Consider the following 17,408-nt stretch of genomic DNA (forward strand, 5'->3'; position numbering starts at 1 on the left):
CATTCCATTTTTAGGTTGGTGAATTGGCTCATGAATAAGACAGCATTGAAAAACTTTGCGACGAATGCACGTAAAGAATTGATTGAAAAAATCAAATCTAAAGCATTTAGGATAGGAATTACGGAAGAAAATATCAAGAAGACTCAATTTGAAAGTTCGGACGCGGTATATATTGATGGCAAACAACTTTCAGCAACCGAAAAGAAACAACGTGAGAAGCTCATTTCCCGAATCAAGGAAATAGGTTATAACCAGGTTGTAGAGGAAGTTGCGTATACTTGGTTTAACCGTTTTACTGCACTACGTTTTATGGAAGTAAATAACTATCTCCCAACTAAGGTAAGAGTATTGTCATCCAGTAACTCCGATAGCTCTGAGCCTGATATTATTAAAGACGCATTGACGGTTGACTTAGATATTGATAAAGAGTTGGTTTATGAACTGAAGATAAACAATAAAACAGAAGAACTTTTCAAGTATTTAGTTATCAAGCAGTGTAACAGTTTGAATAAGGTTCTTCCCTTTATGTTTGAGACCATCGACGATTATAAAGAGATTTTGTTTCCAGAAGGGGTATTTGCGAAAGATTCATTTATACGTGAAATGACGGATATTGAAAAGTTCCCTGAAGAAGATTGGAAACAGGTAGAAATTGTCGGGTGGCTCTATCAGTATTATATTGCTGAGGAGAAAGATAGGGTAATTAAGGCAAAGAAAAAATACACAACTGAAGAAATCCCATTTGCAACTCAATTATTTACTCCTGATTGGATTGTGCGGTATATGGTGCAAAACTCTTTGGGGCGTTATTGGGTGGAATCACATCCTGAAGATAGAGATTTATTAAAGGAATGGGAATATTATCTCGAAAATAGTAATAACTATATTGATTTTCAGGGGAAACTGGATCAGTTTATCAATAAAGAGTTAAGAGTAGAAGATATTAAATGTTTTGACCCTGCTATGGGAAGTGGACATATCCTTGTATATATGTTTGATGTGTTGTTTGAGATCTATAGTAGGTGTGGATATAGCGAGAGAGAAATTCCGAGAATGATTATTGAAAATAATCTGTATGGTCTGGATATTGATGATCGGGCATATCAGCTTGCGTGTTTCTCTGTTGTAATGAAGGCAATGCAATACTATCCTCGATTCTTTAGAAGTATTGAGAGAGAAGGCTTACAGCTTAATTTAGGATCTATCCAAGAAACTAATAAAATAACAGAAGAAGATATTATTTATTTTGTCGGTAATAGTAATGGATCATACTATGAACAGACAAAATGGTTTATCGATAAATTCAAAAATGCTAAAACTTTTGGTTCTCTAATTGATGTTGGAGACCTTAATTTTGAATATATACTTCAAAGGTTAGAATTTATTCAAGAAAACCCAGTAGTAGATATATTTCACGAGGATTCAAGAAACAAATTACTAAATTTGATTCCAAAGTTATTATTTCAAGCTAAATTAATGAACCAAACACATGATATTTTGGTTACAAACCCTCCTTATATGGGGGCAAAATATATGAATTCAGAATTGACTGAGTTTATTAAGCTTAATTATCCAGAGGCCAAGTCAGATACATTCTCCGCTTTTATGTATTACTGCATGAAAAAAGTGAAGCCAAATGGACATTTGGGTTTCTTAACACCTTTTGTTTGGATGTTTATCTCTGCGTATGAACAAATAAGGGAGTTAATTGTTTTAAAAAAGAATATAAGTTCGCTTGTACAATTAGAATATAATGCATTTCCAGAGGCTTGTGTGCCAGTCAGTTGTTTTACGCTTAGAAATTACAGTATAAATTGTTCAGGTGAGTATATAAAACTTTCGAACTTTACTGGTAGTGAGAATCAGCCAATTAAAACACTACAAGCAGTGATAGATCCTAATGTTGATTATAGATTTACGGTTATAACTAAGGAATTCAGCAAAATAGATGGTATGCCGATCGCTTATTGGATTAGTGACAATGTGAGGAACATTTTCGGAACCAATAAAAAATTTGGTGATGTATTTGAACCAAGACAAGGTTTTTATAGTGGTGATAATGAAAAGTTTTTAAGGTTTTGGTATGAGATAGATATTAATAAATTTAATTTGAAAAATAAAGAAAGTGAGAAGTGGTATCCCTACAACAAAGGAGGTGAATATCGAAAGTGGTATGGAAATAATCTTTACGTTGTTGACTGGGAAGATAACGGTAGAGAAATTAGGAACTTTAAGGACTCGAATGGGAAATTGAAATCCAGACCTCAAAGTTTAGAACATATGTTAATTCCAGGGATTACATGGGGCTTAATTTCTTCAAGTAAAGCTTCTTTCAGATATTTTGGTGAAAACTTTTTGTCTGGCCACAAAGGTCCATTTATTATTTTTAAGAATAATGACGAAAGTACAACTTATTGGACACTGGGACTATTGAACTCTAAAGTTGTAGAAGAATTTTTGAAGATTTTGTCTCCTACAATAGGCTTTGAAGTCGGACATGTTAAGAGAATTCCACTACCTTCTTATGATTATAATATGGAACAAGTTGCGAATATAGTGAAGCAAAATGTTCTGTATTTAAAAGCTGATTGGGATAGCAATGAAGTATCTTGGGATTTCTCCAGTAATCCATTAATAAATAAGCATGAAGTTCTTCTTGAAAATAGTTGTTTAGCCACTTTGGAAAAAACAAACCATATAAGAAACAACCTTGAAAAAAACGAAACTGAAATTAACAAATATATTTTAGCCTCCTATGGACTTTCTGATGAAGTAGAGATTAATTTTAGTGATGATGATTTGAATTTCACTCTTGATTCACAAGAGGAGTTAATCAAGTCTCTTATGTCATATTTCGTTGGCTGTTCATTCGGTAGATATTCTTTAGACGAAGAAGGTCTTATTTTTGCAGGTGGAAGATTTGAACCATCTCGTTATAAATCAATCAACGTCGAGAAAGATAACGTATTACCAGTTACCCCTGATAATTTCCTTGAAAACGACATTGTTACAAGATTTGTAGAATTTATTAAGGCGGCTTTTGGTGAGGAAATGTTAGAGGAGAACTTGGATTTTGTTGCAGATAGTATTGGAAGGAAAAAAGGAGAGACGGCAAAGGAAACAATTCGTGGTTATTTCTTACACCAATTCTATATGGATCATATCCAAACGTACAAAAAGAGACCAATATTTTGGCTTTTCACTTCTGGTAAACAAAAAGCATTTAACTGTTTAATCTATATGCACCGTTATGACAAATCTACTCTGTCGAGAATAAGAACGGATTATTTACATGAAATTCAGATTCGGATGGATGCAGAGAGGAAATCTTTACTTGATATTATTAATGGAGATGGAACTGCGAAAGAAATCAGTAATGCGAAGAAAGAACTCAAGTCGCTTGATTTAAAGATCGAAGAACTTCGAGCATACGATGAGAAACTTCACCACATGGCTGATATGCAAATCGAGATTGATTTGGATGACGGCGTTGCTGTTAACTATGCCAAATTTGAAGGTTTAGTCGCTCCGATCAAATAATTTGGTTACAATGGGGATATGCCAGTAATTATTGGTGTATCCCTGTTTTTAGCCTGGTGAAAAAGGTGTTGATAAATAATGAATATGGATGAAGTTACAAAGGCACTCCAAGAGGCTTTTCTTCAGCCGCTAAATGAAGGTGAACAACGAAAGATAATCTTCTGGTTCGATAAAGACCAGGAGTTTGCTGAATACATATATGAGATTTCCCTTGAGAATGTCAAAGTACATACGCTGACTGAGGGGAATAGCTTCTATACTAAGGTGTTGCTCGAAGAAGAGGATCCCACTTCGAACTATTTGATCTATTCGAACCTGGATGTGAGTATGGAAGACAATTGGTTGTTGGACACAATTCTGTACTCAAAGATCTTCTATGCGGATAGGATATCACTCATTATGAATGAGCTGAACATTGATCCTTCACTTCGAGGTGCGGTGAAGAAGTATGAGAAGTTCTTTGGGAGTAAGGATCGGATCAGGAAGTTCAAAGGGTTCGAGGTTAAGGCGAATTCTGAAGGAACAATTGAACTAATGATGATAAGTGCGTTGTGCAATCTGAAAACTCCTGATTTCGAGGATGTTCTAAAGGTTGTACTGATGGATTCACTTGATGACAGCGAAAATAAGCATCTGGATTTGATTGCGAAGTATGTTGGGATAGAGGTGTTTTGGAGTGCGGTTGCCGACCGTTATGGCTATGAGCAAAATCAAAAGTCACTCAAGATGTTATTTATCCATTTGACTGTCACTGCTCTGAGCCATGCGGTTAATGAGGAACGTCTTTCACTGGTTAAAGGCCACATTGCTACTCGAAACAAGTCTAATGCTTTAGTGTTCGTCGACCACTGGATGCATCATAAAACGGATTATCACATCTATGACCAGTATGCTGAAATTGCCGAGAGAGAAATCAAGCTATCGGATATCGTAAATCAACTCCCTGTTGAGGATTTTAAAGCGGCGGATACGTTCCCGTATTTTGATCGAGCCATCATCATCTATATCGTCAATAGTCTGGAAGATCGGTTGGAGGATTATGATGCATATACGAAGCTGATTAACCTACGGAGAGCAAAGCACTATTATGAGCGGTATCAATCCATTTATGAAGCATTGTTCTATACCGTTAAGATGTTCGAATTTCATAAGAAGTACAGCATGGGTATTCCGAGAACGCAAGCTGTGGACATGTACCAAGCGTATGTGAATGATTATCATCAAATGGATAAGTACTACAGAAAATTCTATTTCGCATATGACAATGATTCGAACAGCGAAATCTTGAAGAAGCTCAAAGTGATGGTTGAGAACCTATATACCAACTGGTACATAAGCGAATTAAACTCGCACTGGTCCGCCGCTGTATACGATGAGATGAAATCAAGTTGGGTTCTGCCAGGTATTCAAAGCCAGAAGGATTTCTATCGAAGCTTTGTTGATCCGAAAATCTCCAATGGAGATCGGGTATTTGTTATCATATCAGATGCCATGCGTTATGAGATAGCGGCGGAGTTGGCGGATAAGCTGAATTCGGAGACAACGGGAGCTTGCGACATTCAGCCATTGTTAGGCGTACTTCCATCCGTAACGAAAATGGGTATGGCATCGCTTTTGCCGTACAAAAACTTAGAGATCGATTTGAGTGGTAATGTATTAGTGAATGGCAAGTCTTCAAGTGGCATCGACAAACGAATTGGAATTCTCCAATCAGCAGTACCTGATAGCACGGCAATTCATTTTCAAGAGCTGAAGAATATGAATAAAGCGGGTCGTAGGGAGACATTCAAGGGCAAAAAACTGGTTTATATTTACCATGATAGCATTGATGCGACAGGAGACAAGGCATCGACTGAGATTTATACGTTTTCAGCGGCGGAGAAAGCCATTGATGAATTGTACGATATAGTTAAAATCATCAAGGATGATTTGAGCGGTACGAATATTTTCATCACTGCGGATCATGGTTTCGTATATCAACGTGATGCGTTGGAAGAGAGTGATAAGATCGAAAAGGAAGGCATTAAAGCCTTTGAAGTCAAACGGAGATATCTGTTCTCGCAAGAAAAAGGAGAGCGGAGCGGTCTTCTCGATATTAATATGGACAAGCTGGTCCAGAATGAACATCAGATCACAACGTACGTTCCGAAAGCCACAATTCGTTTCAAGATACAAGGAGCTGGAGCTAATTTTGTTCACGGTGGAGCCAGTCTTCAAGAGATCGTTGTGCCGCTCATTCAATTTAAAAATATCCGTAGCGGACAGAAGAACAGTCGTGAAATCGAGAAGGTAGACGTTAAGCTCACAAACAACTCCAGAAAGATTACGAATAGCCTATTTAACCTTACCTTCTTCCAGACGGAGAAAGTAGAGGACAAACGAGTTCCTCGAACAGTGAAGATCTACATGGTGGATGATGCCGATAACGTGATTAGTAACGAGGAAATGATCATCTGTGATCGCACATCTGATAAGCCAGACGAGCGTACATTTAAGCTTCGGTTTGCGTTGAAGTCGATTCCGTATGACAAGAATAGTAACTATTACCTCATTACGAAAGACATTGAGACGGATATCGTCATTGAAAAAACACAATTCACAATCAATTTGGGCATCGTAAGTGATTTTGATTTTTAGAGGAGGGGAGGAAACCTAATGGAGATAATAAATGAAGGACAAACACTTGATTTAGACCGCAAGCTCAATGATGTGTTTTCAGGTAGGGTAGTTCGGAAGGACTTAACGAAGCTCATGAAAGAAGGAGCAAATGTACCTGTTTATGTTCTTGAATATTTGCTTGGCATGTATGCGGCAACAGATGATGAGGACAACATTCGGGAAGGAATTGAGCGTGTAAAGAAAATACTCTCAGATAACTTTGTAAGACCAGATGAGGCGGAGAAGGTAAAATCAAGAATTCGAGAACTGGGACAATATTCAGTTATCGATAAGATCACCGTCACCCTCAATGAGAAGATTGACTCCTATGTTGCGGAGTTTTCGAATCTGGGGCTTAAAGGAGTTCCCATTTCGCCGAGCTATGTCAAAGAATTCGATAAGCTTTTGGCCGGTGGCATCTGGTGCATGCTGAAGATGGAATATTTCTTTGATGAAGAGGTCAAGAATAGTAATCCGTTTAGCATCAATAGTTTGAAGCCGATTCAAATGCCGAACATGGATCTGAACGAAGTGTTTGAGGGTAGAAAGAGTTTCACGAAAGAGGAATGGATTGATGTACTCATTCGTTCGACAGGTATGGAGCCAACACAGCTTGATGAGAGAGTAAAATGGCATCTTCTGCTTCGCCTTGTGCCGCTCGTTGAGAATAACTATAACATGTGTGAACTTGGTCCACGAGGGACAGGTAAGTCGCATGTTTACAAGGAGATTTCGCCTAATTCAATCCTTGTGTCTGGTGGCCAATCGACGGTAGCGAATCTGTTCTACAACATGTCCAGTAAGAAGGTTGGGCTTGTAGGATTATGGGACACGGTGGCGTTCGACGAGGTAGCTGGCATAACGTTTAAGGATAAAGACGGCATTCAGATCATGAAGGATTACATGGCTTCAGGATCCTTTGCACGTGGCAGAGAAGAGAAGGCGGCTTCTGCTTCGATGGTTTTCGTCGGCAATATCAACCAGAGCCTTGATTCGTTGATCAAGACTTCGCACTTGTTCGCACCATTCCCAGAAGCAATGGCAAACGATTCAGCGTTTTTTGATCGGATGCATTACTACTTGCCAGGCTGGGAAGTTCCGAAGATGCGTCCTGACTTCTTTACGGATAAGTACGGTTTCATTGTTGATTACATGGCTGAATACTTCAGGGAAATGCGAAAACGCTCGTTTGCAGATGCCATTGATCGCTACTTTAAGCTGGGTAATAATCTGAATCAACGAGATGTAATAGCGGTTCGTAAAACAGTTTCAGGCTTGGTGAAGCTCCTTTATCCAAACGGAGAGTATACAAGAGATGACATCGAGGAAACTTTGAAATATGCCCTTGAAGGAAGAAGACGAGTAAAAGAACAGCTCAAGAAAATCGGAGGCATGGAGTTCTACGATGTTCATTTCTCCTACATTAATAAGGAAACGTTGAGTGAGGAGTATGTTTCCGTTCCAGAGCAAGGCGGAGGCAAACTTATACCTGAAGGGTTTGGGAAAGCTGGACATGTTTATACTGTAGGGCATGGCGATTCTGGCATGATTGGGGTATACAAACTTGAGAACCAGGTCGTTTCGGGGTCAGGGAAATTCGAGAAGTCGGGTGTCGGATCTCATCGAGGAGCTAAAGAAAGCCTGGATACTGCCTTTCGTTACTTTACTTCAAACAGTAAAAGTATCAGCGGCTCGATTACCACGAAGACCAAGGATTATTTGATGCATATAAGCGACTTGCAGGGCATCGGATTAACGGATGAACTGGCGATTGCTGAATTGATCGGATTATGTTCTGGGGCATTGGAACGACCTGTTCAGGAAAGCCTGGTAGTATTGGGGAACATGACGGTTGGCGGTACGATCGCTAAAGTCGATGAATTTGCCAATACACTTCAAGTGTGCGTAGATGCAGGAGCGAAGAAGGTATTGATACCAGCCTCTTCCGTAGTGGACTTTCAAACGGTACCTGCTGATCTGCTGATAAAGGTTCAGCCCGTATTTTACTCGGATCCGACCGATGCTGTGTTTAAGGCGTTGGGGGTAGGATAAGGAAATGGATGATACGATACATAAAATTATTGCCGAGCTTGATTATGGATCTGCCTATACCATCACTTATACCGAATCTGACGGAGAAGGAAAGTGTTATGATCTTTGGTTTGACAAAGAGAACACTATATATCGTTTACAGACCATCTATTTGCTTGGTGGAAAACCAGAGGAGATTGGGGAGACTGTTGGGTACAACAAGTCTGAAATAACAAGGAAATTGTTCGAGCTGTCAGTCTATGATCAGTTTGTTGTACGTGAATGGGACTAAAATGAAAGTTGTCAGGCCGTGTAGGTTCACTAAAAGAACTTTCCCAGCTGGAACAGGCACTGGAATTAGACTTTTACCATATCCCTCTTGAAAATGTGACGGATCACAAGATTCTAACGCAGATCGAATATATTGCCCTCTATCAATCGAAGGGAAAGTTCGCTTCTACCGGAGAAACAGGCATTCACTGGTACGGACGAGTGGCCGACTGGAAGGTACTTCGTCGCAAGGAAATTACCGAACGACCCGCAAGGCGGGGATCTGAGGAAAAGCTGTATGTTAAATTTACGATCGATAGGTGGATGAAACGGGATAAACCGATTGTTTCAGGTGGGCGAGGAATCTACACGGCTCTGTATACATCGAAGTATATTTTCGACCGGGCTGCAGAGATAGCGGAACTGAAATTAGAGACGGAAGAAGATCTGATAAAGTGGCGTGAGCATAGACGCACCGGTACGGTAAGGGTGGAACTGGATCATGAGCAGGTGGATTTAGCTAAGCGGGTGCTAGGAATTCATGGTTCAGATGAAATGAATCTAAGGAGAAGTTAAAACGCATGGCGAAAACTTATAAAGCCGAAGGGCAACAGCTTGCTTATGTACTAAGAGGTTTGTTTACGATTGGAGCCCTCTCGTTATATTTTATTAATCCTAAATTACATTGGGGTGTATTTGTAGGAGTGTTTATTTTGGGGTTGGTCGTTGCCCAATGGGTGGGCGCTGCATGGACTAGAAAAAGACGAGCAAATAAGAAATCCATGAAACGTCCCGCAACCAGAGCAGCCTCTACCACAACTTCAAACAATATGAAATCACGATCACATCAAACGAAGGCACTGACAAAACTTACGGATGCTCAGCTCATCACTGCAGATGTCCATAAACTATCCGGACCGGATTTTGAAAGACTGATGGAGTTGTACTATAAAGACCAAGGATATGCCGTTGAACGAGTTGGTGGATCGGGGGATAGCGAGGTTGATCTCATTCTTCGCGGTAAAGAGGGATATAAAATTGCAGTACAGTGTAAACGATGGAAGCAGAATGTCGGTAATGATATTGTTCTTCGCTTAAAGGCAGGAAAGCAAGTGCATGGGTGTTATGATGCATGGGTGGTCACGACCAGTAATTTTACCAAGGACGCCAGAAGAGACGCTGAACGATTAAACATTCAATTAATTAACGGGAGTGCACTTGAGAACAAGTTGAATGCCTGGAAAAAGTAGAAACGGATCGGATGAATCACCATTACACGTAGAACGGAGCTCTCTTATGTTTGAAAAATTAAAGTCCTTGTTCAAATCTTCTGATAAGCCAAAGAAAAAGCCGGCTCAACATACGAATAAAGCCAAAACATCAGGAAGCAACGCTAAGCCCAAGGTTCAGCCTACTCGAATTGGTGAGCTGGGTGAGCATAAAATTAATATTCAACTAGACCAACTCCCCAAAGGATGTAGATATGTAAATGATTTAATGGTGACGAATTCGAAGTCCCGCACGGGCTATTCGCAGATCGACCATGTGGTAATCACGCCACAAGGATTGTTTGTCATCGAGACGAAGAACTACACGGGTGAGATTAAGGGAACAAGAGAGAATAAGTCATGGACGGTAAGTAACCGGTTTAAAATGTATAATCCCTTTATGCAAAATTACGGCCATATTCAAGCGATTAAAAGTTTGCTCCCTGACTATCAAAAGAGTCGGTTCATCTCATTGGTTTCTTTTACAATGCGCTGTAGATTCAGCGTAGATCCGGAGTTGAGAAAAATCCAATCGGACGAACTGATTGTGTACGATGTTGAGCTTTCGGAATACATTCAGCGCAAAATGAATCGGATTCAAGCGGAGAAAGTGGATACCGTTCTATCGGAAGTTGATATTCAGAAGATCTATCAATCCTTGATTGAGGCGAACATCACTGATCCGAAGATTCGAGCTGAGCATGTGGAAAAGGCGGGGAGTGCTGGGAAGGGGAAGTAACTGCACAGATGTAAAGCCAATGCCCAATTTTCGTGACCAACCTATCGCTCGGATAGTCTTTATATTATTTATAGCTATGATATCGCACTTGAAAGAGGTCATAGAGGAATGACAATAGATGAGATAAACCAAAGGATTAAGAACAGTGTTGCAAATCAGGAATATATTAAAGGAAAAGAGACGCGCTATTACATCTTGACCTTGAAATATAATGAGAACCATTATGGAGTTAAGCTTTTAGATCATCATGAGGAGGTTGAATCGGCTGATATTAACGGCAGGTTGGATGCCGCTAAGCAAGCTGGTATGAAAATGCTTCACCGTCACTTTTCCCGTGCTGGAATTTCGGATATAACCATGGTTCACTATAAAGATGATCGTCCAAGCGGAGTGCCTTGGCAAAAAGATAGTGATGAAGTTTTACTTGATCTTTTAACAAAGGTAAAGTCAACGGATATAAATAATGAATTTAATTGGCTTGGAGGTAAGTCTGACGATATGAATAAAACTGTGGCAAAAAACCGGATTCTTTATGGCCCTCCCGGTACTGGAAAGACCTATAGTGTTATTACTCAAGCATTAAAAATTCTTAATCCAGATGTAGATTTTGATTTAATTACTGATCCAGCAAGACGTGATGAGGCTGTTCAAATGTATAACCGGTACATTGAAAGCAATCAAGTCGTGTTTTGTACATTTCATCAGTCGTACAGCTACGAGGACTTCGTAGAAGGTATTCGTTTTGTGAAGGAATCCGAAGGATATGAGGTCCGGGATGGCGTGTTCAAGCGTATTTGTAATGCAGCTAGAGCTGTTGTAACCAATCGAAGGCATACATATGATTTTGATCTAAGCACTACGAATTTTCATAAAATATCGTTGGGAAACACGAAGGATGCCGATGATGATATTTATGATTATTGTATACAGAACAATCATATTGCTATGGGCTGGGGAAACCAAGTTGATTATAGTCTGTGCAGCAATAAGGACGAAATTCGTGAAAAATATTTTGACTTTGCTAATGATAAAAGGAAATTTGGGGTAGATGCGGTTGACCGGTTCAAACATGGTATTGATATTGGCGATATCGTTATCGTTTCCAACGGTAACATTAAGGCTCGAGCGATCGGCAAAGTCACTGGCGAATATGAATATGATGAGGAAGGAGTCATTGACTATCATCACTTTCGCAGCGTAGAGTGGCTATGGGTTAGTAAAGATGATGCTGACATCGTTCCAGTAGAACGGATTCTGATTGATAAGATATTTTCACAGCAGGCGATTTATATGCTGGCAAAGGAAAATTTGAATATTGAGAGCCTTCGAGAGTTAATTACCGGCAGAAATGAACAGGGGACTGGAGAATCCCAGTTTGTTATCGTGATTGATGAGATAAACCGTGGTAATATCTCTAAAATATTTGGTGAACTAATTACACTTATTGAACCGGATAAGCGCTTAGGGCAAAAAAATGAAATATCCGTTACATTGCCTTATTCAGGCTCCAAATTCACCGTTCCTTCTAATGTTCATATTCTTGGTACAATGAATACGGCAGATCGTTCCATCGCCTTGCTTGATACCGCACTTCGCAGACGGTTTGAATTTATCGAGATGATGCCCGCTTATAATGTGCTGCCATCAGATGTTGAAGGCTTGGATGTACGACTTCTGCTTCAAACGTTGAACGACCGAATCGAATATTTATTTGATCGAGATCATGTCATTGGACATGCTTACTTTATTACTGAGGAACCAACACTAGACTTCTATATTAGCGTAATGCAACAAAGAATCATTCCATTGTTGCAGGAGTATTTTTATGATAACTGGGAATCTATTGAGCTTGTGTTAGGTGGAGCCGGAAAGAACGAAAAGGATACGGATTTTTTGATTATAAAGAAAACAGTCTCTGCTAAGCAATTGTTTGTCCACACATCTAAACTCCTAGAGTATGAGAAAACTCGTTATATCATACAAACGAATCCAACCCTGAAGGCATTGACTCGCATTTATAAACAGAATGAAAATGCTGATAAGCAGGAAGCAGTCGAATGAAGCATTTTGCTGTAACGGAATGCTACGGTTCAATTCCCATATCCGATTATGAGAGCGAAGCCTTATCTACATTACAGGCGGATGAACTATCCAGTTATATATCAATGAATCGTTTGGATCAGGATCTGATCCGAATATCAAGGAAGAGTGTTACTTTCATTAATTATGTTGGCTTCATTCAATTATCTTCTTGCTCTATTGAAATACTTCCGAAAGTATCTAGCAATGAACCCTCACAATCACGACGGGTATTATTGCATATGCTGGAACGAACAGGTTACCTAGATATTCACGATAGCCAGATTGGGCAAATTGAATATGAGAAAATGAACTTGTTTGAGATTCTTGCCTCGCTTTTTACAGATAAGGTTCTTAGAGAGCTAACACGAGGGGTTCTTCGAACGTACATTACTCAGCAAGATAAACTGAACACTGTGAGAGGTAGAATTGATACAACCTCACAAATGAAGCGTGCTCATCTTAAATCGACAGCAGTGAGTTGTATTTTTGATGAATTCCATCCTGACCATATACTAAATCGAATTCTGAAAGCTACACTAAGAAAGATTATGAGGCAGTCGAATCAATTGAATACTCGTAAACGGGCTGGTCACGCCATGTTGTATCTAAATGAAGTGACTGATTCCATTGACCAGAGAATTTTCCGTTCGGCTATTTATTTTGATCGTAACAATCGTAGATACGAAGCGTGCTATCGACTTGCCATGCTCTTATTGTCACAGTCTGCTCCAACACCACAAAAGGGAAATAAAACGGCGAGTTCAATTTTATTTAAGATGAATGACCTGTTTGAAAGTTACATAGCGCATCTGGTCCGAAAGTTAACATCTCATGTTGTTATAAAAGATCGTTCGTATAAACTGTTAATCAAGGAGAGCACTGATCGAGGTGTATTTCAATTAGAGCCTGATTTATTGATCTCTGGAACCCATGGCCTGTCTATGATTATAGATACAAAGTGGAAAGTGATTGATAGCTCGTATAGCCGTCATGGTGTGAAAAGGGAAGACTTTTATCAGACGTATGCCTACCTGACCCGATATGAGCATGTAGAGACTGTTATTTTGCTCTATCCTAATCACGATGGAATCAATAGGACAGATGACTCACCATTGGAGTCATGGTATGTAGAGGGGCGATCAGATAAAAGATTGCTTGTTTACGCTATTAACTATGAGGATGAAAGTCTTGCACTTCTAGACTTAAAGTCAATAATGAAAGGTTATTTAGCTTAGGGTCAATTTAAGATATGATAACACCGGAAATGAGGGCTTATTTTATGAAAGGCAAATTTTCTTCAATGGCATTATTGCTCAGCTTCGCAGTATTCTTTGCATTTACGGGTAGTGTCTCTGCTGCAGCAAAGAAACCTAAGGATATCCTTGCTGAAAAGTACCCTAATGAAGTGGTTAAGATCGTTAAAACCGATGACATTAACAATGACAAGAAAAAAGAATCGTTTTCACTGAATCAGGTAATTTTTATCTGATTAACGCAAAGGGACATGTTGTTTTAATTAACACAGGGATTGTAAGTGATGAAAGCTTTGAACCACCGACGATCCAAGTGTTTACCGTATCGAAGAATGAGAAGCATGTGGCTGTTACGTACTCTTATTTCCCCTCAAATACACAACTCTATGTATATCGACTTCAGTATGGGACATTGAGTAAAGCTCTTCTATTAATGGGGGATCAGGGAGTTTACATTGATTCAAAGGGTAAAGTACATCAGTACTGGAATAACCACAGAATCGAAGGCGGCTGGGATCTGGCAGAGGGAATATTCACCTGGAATACAAAGACCAATAAATACAAAGGTTCAGGAAAATACGTGCGACAGAGTTAATCCTATGGAAATATAAGGCATATGGAATGTTGCGCACTGTTAATCAGGAAAGCCTAGTCCAAGTTTTTAGCTGACAACAGCAGATAAGATTATGGAAGGTCCGTCCAACGAGTATACTTTGGACGGACCTTCTTTAAAATCACTTATACGTTTGGAGCACCAGTTGGTGGTGCTGGTGTTGTCGCTGATGTGTTTTTGCTTGAATTTTCTCTTGACCAATATTCATTAGATCGAGTTAACAGAACATTATTGCTACCAGTCTTATCATAGTAAACAGTCTCTATATAACTTCCATTAAAGATAGTTAAATAATATTCGCCTTGATAGGTATCCGTTCTGAATTTTATATATGGACGAGTTCCCCATACTGTCCAGGCAGGGACATCTACACCTTGGGTAATGCTTGCAGATTGTTCGACTGAATAAGAAGCACTGAATCCAAACTTGCTTTTAATTTCTGATGCTCCATTAAAACCTAATGACTGAGTTGTCTTTAATGATTTTGTATAGGTGGCTTTAATTGGTACAGAAGAACGGTAATTATCTTCTGTAATCCAATTTGTTGTATATGTTACATAGTTAGTGGAGCTTCTAAGAGTAGGTTCTTTGGACCACCCTTCCATAATAACTTGTGTAGGAGTAATCACACCGGATGATTTAACATTGTTAGATGAAATATTAGCTATAATACTATCAATATTCTTGATGCTGCTTTCATATTTCACTGGATCGGTATTAAAGAATTCTAGCAATGACTTTTTAAACAACGCTTCATCAGATATCTTCCCAGTTTGCTTATCCACTCCGCTTAATTCTGCTACTTTTTCAATTCTCACTGCCCGATCATTATCTGCATTACTGACCGCATCAGAAGAAAGATTGTTAGAGGACTCCTGAATTGTTACATTGTGCGGTGTAATTTCGATGTAATTCTTAGCATCAGCTAAGGCAGTTCCGGTTAGTGAAAAAGAAGCAATTGTGGCAGTTAAAACTAGTTTTTTAACAATAGACAATTTAATACACTTCCCTTCTATGTATTTGTTTACATAAATTAGGGTACACCTAAATTCCATTATTTTCAATAGTTTTCTAAAATATTGTTTTTTATCTTTATGTTTGATTTTATTTCAAATAAATACAATATGGTTATCTAATTACAAAGAGAGAAAAACGCCTTTTTTGATATAATGTTGGTTACTACAGATAAAAATGTTAGGATAATACATAAATTACTGTTTGTTTCACTTATAATATAGAATTAAATCATTATGTGGAGGTGTTCTATTGAATACGCAACGTTTAATTATTTTAATTTACATGATTCTTCTCATTGTAGTAGGTATCTTACTGGTGCCCTTTAAATTGGTTTGGGGACCGCAACAAGAAATTGCTGGATATAAATTTGCGCCGTTATGGTCAACAGTATCCCATGGCAGAATAATTAATGGATATGAAGTGTTTTACGAACTCGCTGTTGACCGACTGAGTATCACAGTAATTGTTCTGAGCATACTTTTCTTAACTGTGTACAAATTGTTTTCAGATCGTTTAAATAAATAAGAAAAATAGATTAGCAAATCGCTATCGGAATTGTTCGGCCAGCCTGCAGCTGCGGGCTGTCACAGGGTTAGATTCATCCTCATGATCTTATTTGTGGTGAATGGAATGAATTAGAGCTGCAGAATAAGATGCAGCGAATTATCGTTACATTCTTAATTGGGTCGGACGATGCGGAGAGCTGTTTGAACATTAACGATTAACAATACCTTAGAGAACCTTGATTAAAATCGAGGTTCTTTTGTTTTGAATCCAGCACTGCTTATGAGCAGGTCGCCAGGATAACTTACGTCTGTGATCTGCCACTGAAAACGGTCGTTTAAATGTTGGCCAGAGAAGGTTTGAAATCTAAAGAACTCCTGGATGTCATTAAAGTGAATTTCCGGTGGAAGTTCAGCCGCAAAATCGGTGTAATAGTTCCGGGATTTCACGGCATCAACGACTTGATCGGCGACAGGAATGCAGGGAGCGTAGCGCCCAGATGAATATGTTTAACGCCAAGATAAAGCAGGGCAAGCAGCACGATCACCGCTTTTTGCTCATACCAGGCAATGTTATAGGAAATCGGCAAATCATTAATATCCTCAAGGCCGAATACTTCCTTCAGCTTCAATGCAATCACGACGAGGGAGTAAGAATCATTGCATTGACCAGCGTCCAGGACCCGCGGAATACCGCCGATTTCGATCGCTTCCCGGATTCTTCCCACAAAACCTCGCGGTCAAAGTTGGCTTTCGTAATCGTTGCAAACAAGGAGTCCATCATAAACAGCGATACGCGCTGTTCAAGCACCTCCGCAGCCGGACATTCGGACTGAGAAAAGAGATACCTTTCAGCAGATAAATCAGCAAATCCTGCAGGGTTGCCACATCATGCAGTTTGCCGCTTACGCCGACAATGGTGCAGTCTGTTCCTTTGGATGCTTCCTGACATTGAAGCAGAACATGGACGGCTGATGCTTTAAGGTCTGTTCTGGCGCCTTGTTATTCATTATGTCTCCTCCAATTTCGTGATTTTTTGTGTAAGGTCAGTATAAAATTGCCTTGCAATTGGACTGTTGAAGACAGTATACTTCGCTCCCACAACCAAAATAGTGATTGGAATCACAATTTCTTAAGTTGTGAGTTTGATCACAAACCCGGCCATCGAACCAGTTTGATAGTAATCCTATAAGTGGTGTGAAGATGGTTCCGATTCAAGAATTTGCAGCTTATGGATTCTCTGAGAATTTGATGGCGATTGTTCAAAAAGGCGTTCCTGAGTCAGGAAGCTACAAAGATCTAACAAGCAACATTGGCTTATAGGGAGGAAAAATGAATGAAAAATATTTATGTTGTTCTACATTATAAAGCAGACGGACAAGCTCCTAACACTCAATTAAGTGCGATTGGTGCTGAACAAGCGGGATAACTTAC

The 17,408-nt window shown here is 39.3% G+C and carries 12 protein-coding genes and 1 pseudogene; 11 read left to right on the forward strand and 2 right to left on the reverse strand.

Features of this window, described 5'->3' with window-relative positions; genetic code table 11:
* Positions 1-30 precede the first annotated feature (30 nt).
* The 10 genes from pglX (at position 31) to P0X86_RS05565 (ending at position 14,077) form a co-directional block, all read left to right on the forward strand.
* Complete coding sequence (gene pglX, locus P0X86_RS05520) at positions 31-3,540, forward strand: BREX-1 system adenine-specific DNA-methyltransferase PglX (RefSeq protein WP_277748007.1); 3,510 nt, start codon at positions 31-33, stop codon at positions 3,538-3,540.
* Positions 3,541-3,618: 78 nt separating this feature from the next.
* On the forward strand, positions 3,619-6,177 hold the full coding sequence (gene pglZ, locus P0X86_RS05525) for a BREX-1 system phosphatase PglZ type A (protein WP_277748008.1): 2,559 nt from the start codon (positions 3,619-3,621) through the stop codon (positions 6,175-6,177).
* A gap of 18 nt (positions 6,178-6,195) precedes the next feature.
* Positions 6,196-8,250, forward strand: coding sequence for a protease Lon-related BREX system protein BrxL (brxL, locus tag P0X86_RS05530; protein WP_277748009.1), 2,055 nt, complete (start codon positions 6,196-6,198; stop codon positions 8,248-8,250).
* 4 nt (positions 8,251-8,254) lie between these two features.
* Positions 8,255-8,521, forward strand: coding sequence for a hypothetical protein (locus P0X86_RS05535; RefSeq protein WP_277748010.1), 267 nt, complete (start codon positions 8,255-8,257; stop codon positions 8,519-8,521).
* An 8-nt stretch (positions 8,522-8,529) separates the two neighbouring features.
* A complete protein-coding gene (locus tag P0X86_RS05540; RefSeq protein WP_277748011.1) occupies positions 8,530-9,075 on the forward strand; it encodes a hypothetical protein in 546 nt (181 codons plus the stop codon).
* Positions 9,076-9,080: 5 nt separating this feature from the next.
* The gene (locus P0X86_RS05545) at positions 9,081-9,749 is read left to right on the forward strand and encodes a restriction endonuclease (protein WP_277748012.1); all 669 of its coding nucleotides are present in this window, start codon (positions 9,081-9,083) and stop codon (positions 9,747-9,749) included.
* A gap of 46 nt (positions 9,750-9,795) precedes the next feature.
* The gene (locus P0X86_RS05550; protein ID WP_277748013.1) at positions 9,796-10,506 is read left to right on the forward strand and encodes a nuclease-related domain-containing protein; all 711 of its coding nucleotides are present in this window, start codon (positions 9,796-9,798) and stop codon (positions 10,504-10,506) included.
* A gap of 108 nt (positions 10,507-10,614) precedes the next feature.
* Positions 10,615-12,567: an AAA family ATPase gene (locus P0X86_RS05555; RefSeq protein ID WP_277748014.1), complete on the forward strand. Its 1,953-nt coding sequence runs from the start codon at positions 10,615-10,617 to the stop codon at positions 12,565-12,567.
* A complete protein-coding gene (locus tag P0X86_RS05560) occupies positions 12,564-13,823 on the forward strand; it encodes an McrC family protein (protein ID WP_277748015.1) in 1,260 nt (419 codons plus the stop codon). The genes P0X86_RS05555 and P0X86_RS05560 overlap by 4 nt, the downstream gene beginning before the upstream one ends.
* Before the next feature lie 44 nt (positions 13,824-13,867).
* Positions 13,868-14,077 (forward strand): hypothetical protein, encoded by a 210-nt coding sequence (locus P0X86_RS05565; protein ID WP_277748016.1) that lies wholly within the window; start codon positions 13,868-13,870, stop codon positions 14,075-14,077.
* Between the two features lie 502 nt (positions 14,078-14,579).
* Here the strand turns inward: P0X86_RS05565 and P0X86_RS05570 are convergent.
* Entirely contained in the window at positions 14,580-15,449 is an 870-nt protein-coding gene (locus tag P0X86_RS05570; protein WP_277748017.1) for a hypothetical protein, read from the reverse strand.
* Between the two features lie 271 nt (positions 15,450-15,720).
* Here P0X86_RS05570 and P0X86_RS05575 point away from each other — a divergent pair, with 271 nt between their 5' ends.
* Positions 15,721-15,996, forward strand: coding sequence for a hypothetical protein (locus tag P0X86_RS05575; protein WP_277748018.1), 276 nt, complete (start codon positions 15,721-15,723; stop codon positions 15,994-15,996).
* A gap of 445 nt (positions 15,997-16,441) precedes the next feature.
* Here the strand turns inward: P0X86_RS05575 and P0X86_RS05580 are convergent.
* A pseudogene (locus P0X86_RS05580) lies at positions 16,442-16,678 on the reverse strand (hydroxylamine reductase); the annotation flags it as partial.
* Positions 16,679-17,408: the final 730 nt, after the last annotated feature.

This window comes from Paenibacillus sp. BR1-192 (genome assembly GCF_029542445.1).
GTDB classification, from domain to species: Bacteria; Bacillota; Bacilli; order Paenibacillales; family Paenibacillaceae; genus Paenibacillus_AQ; species Paenibacillus_AQ lautus_A.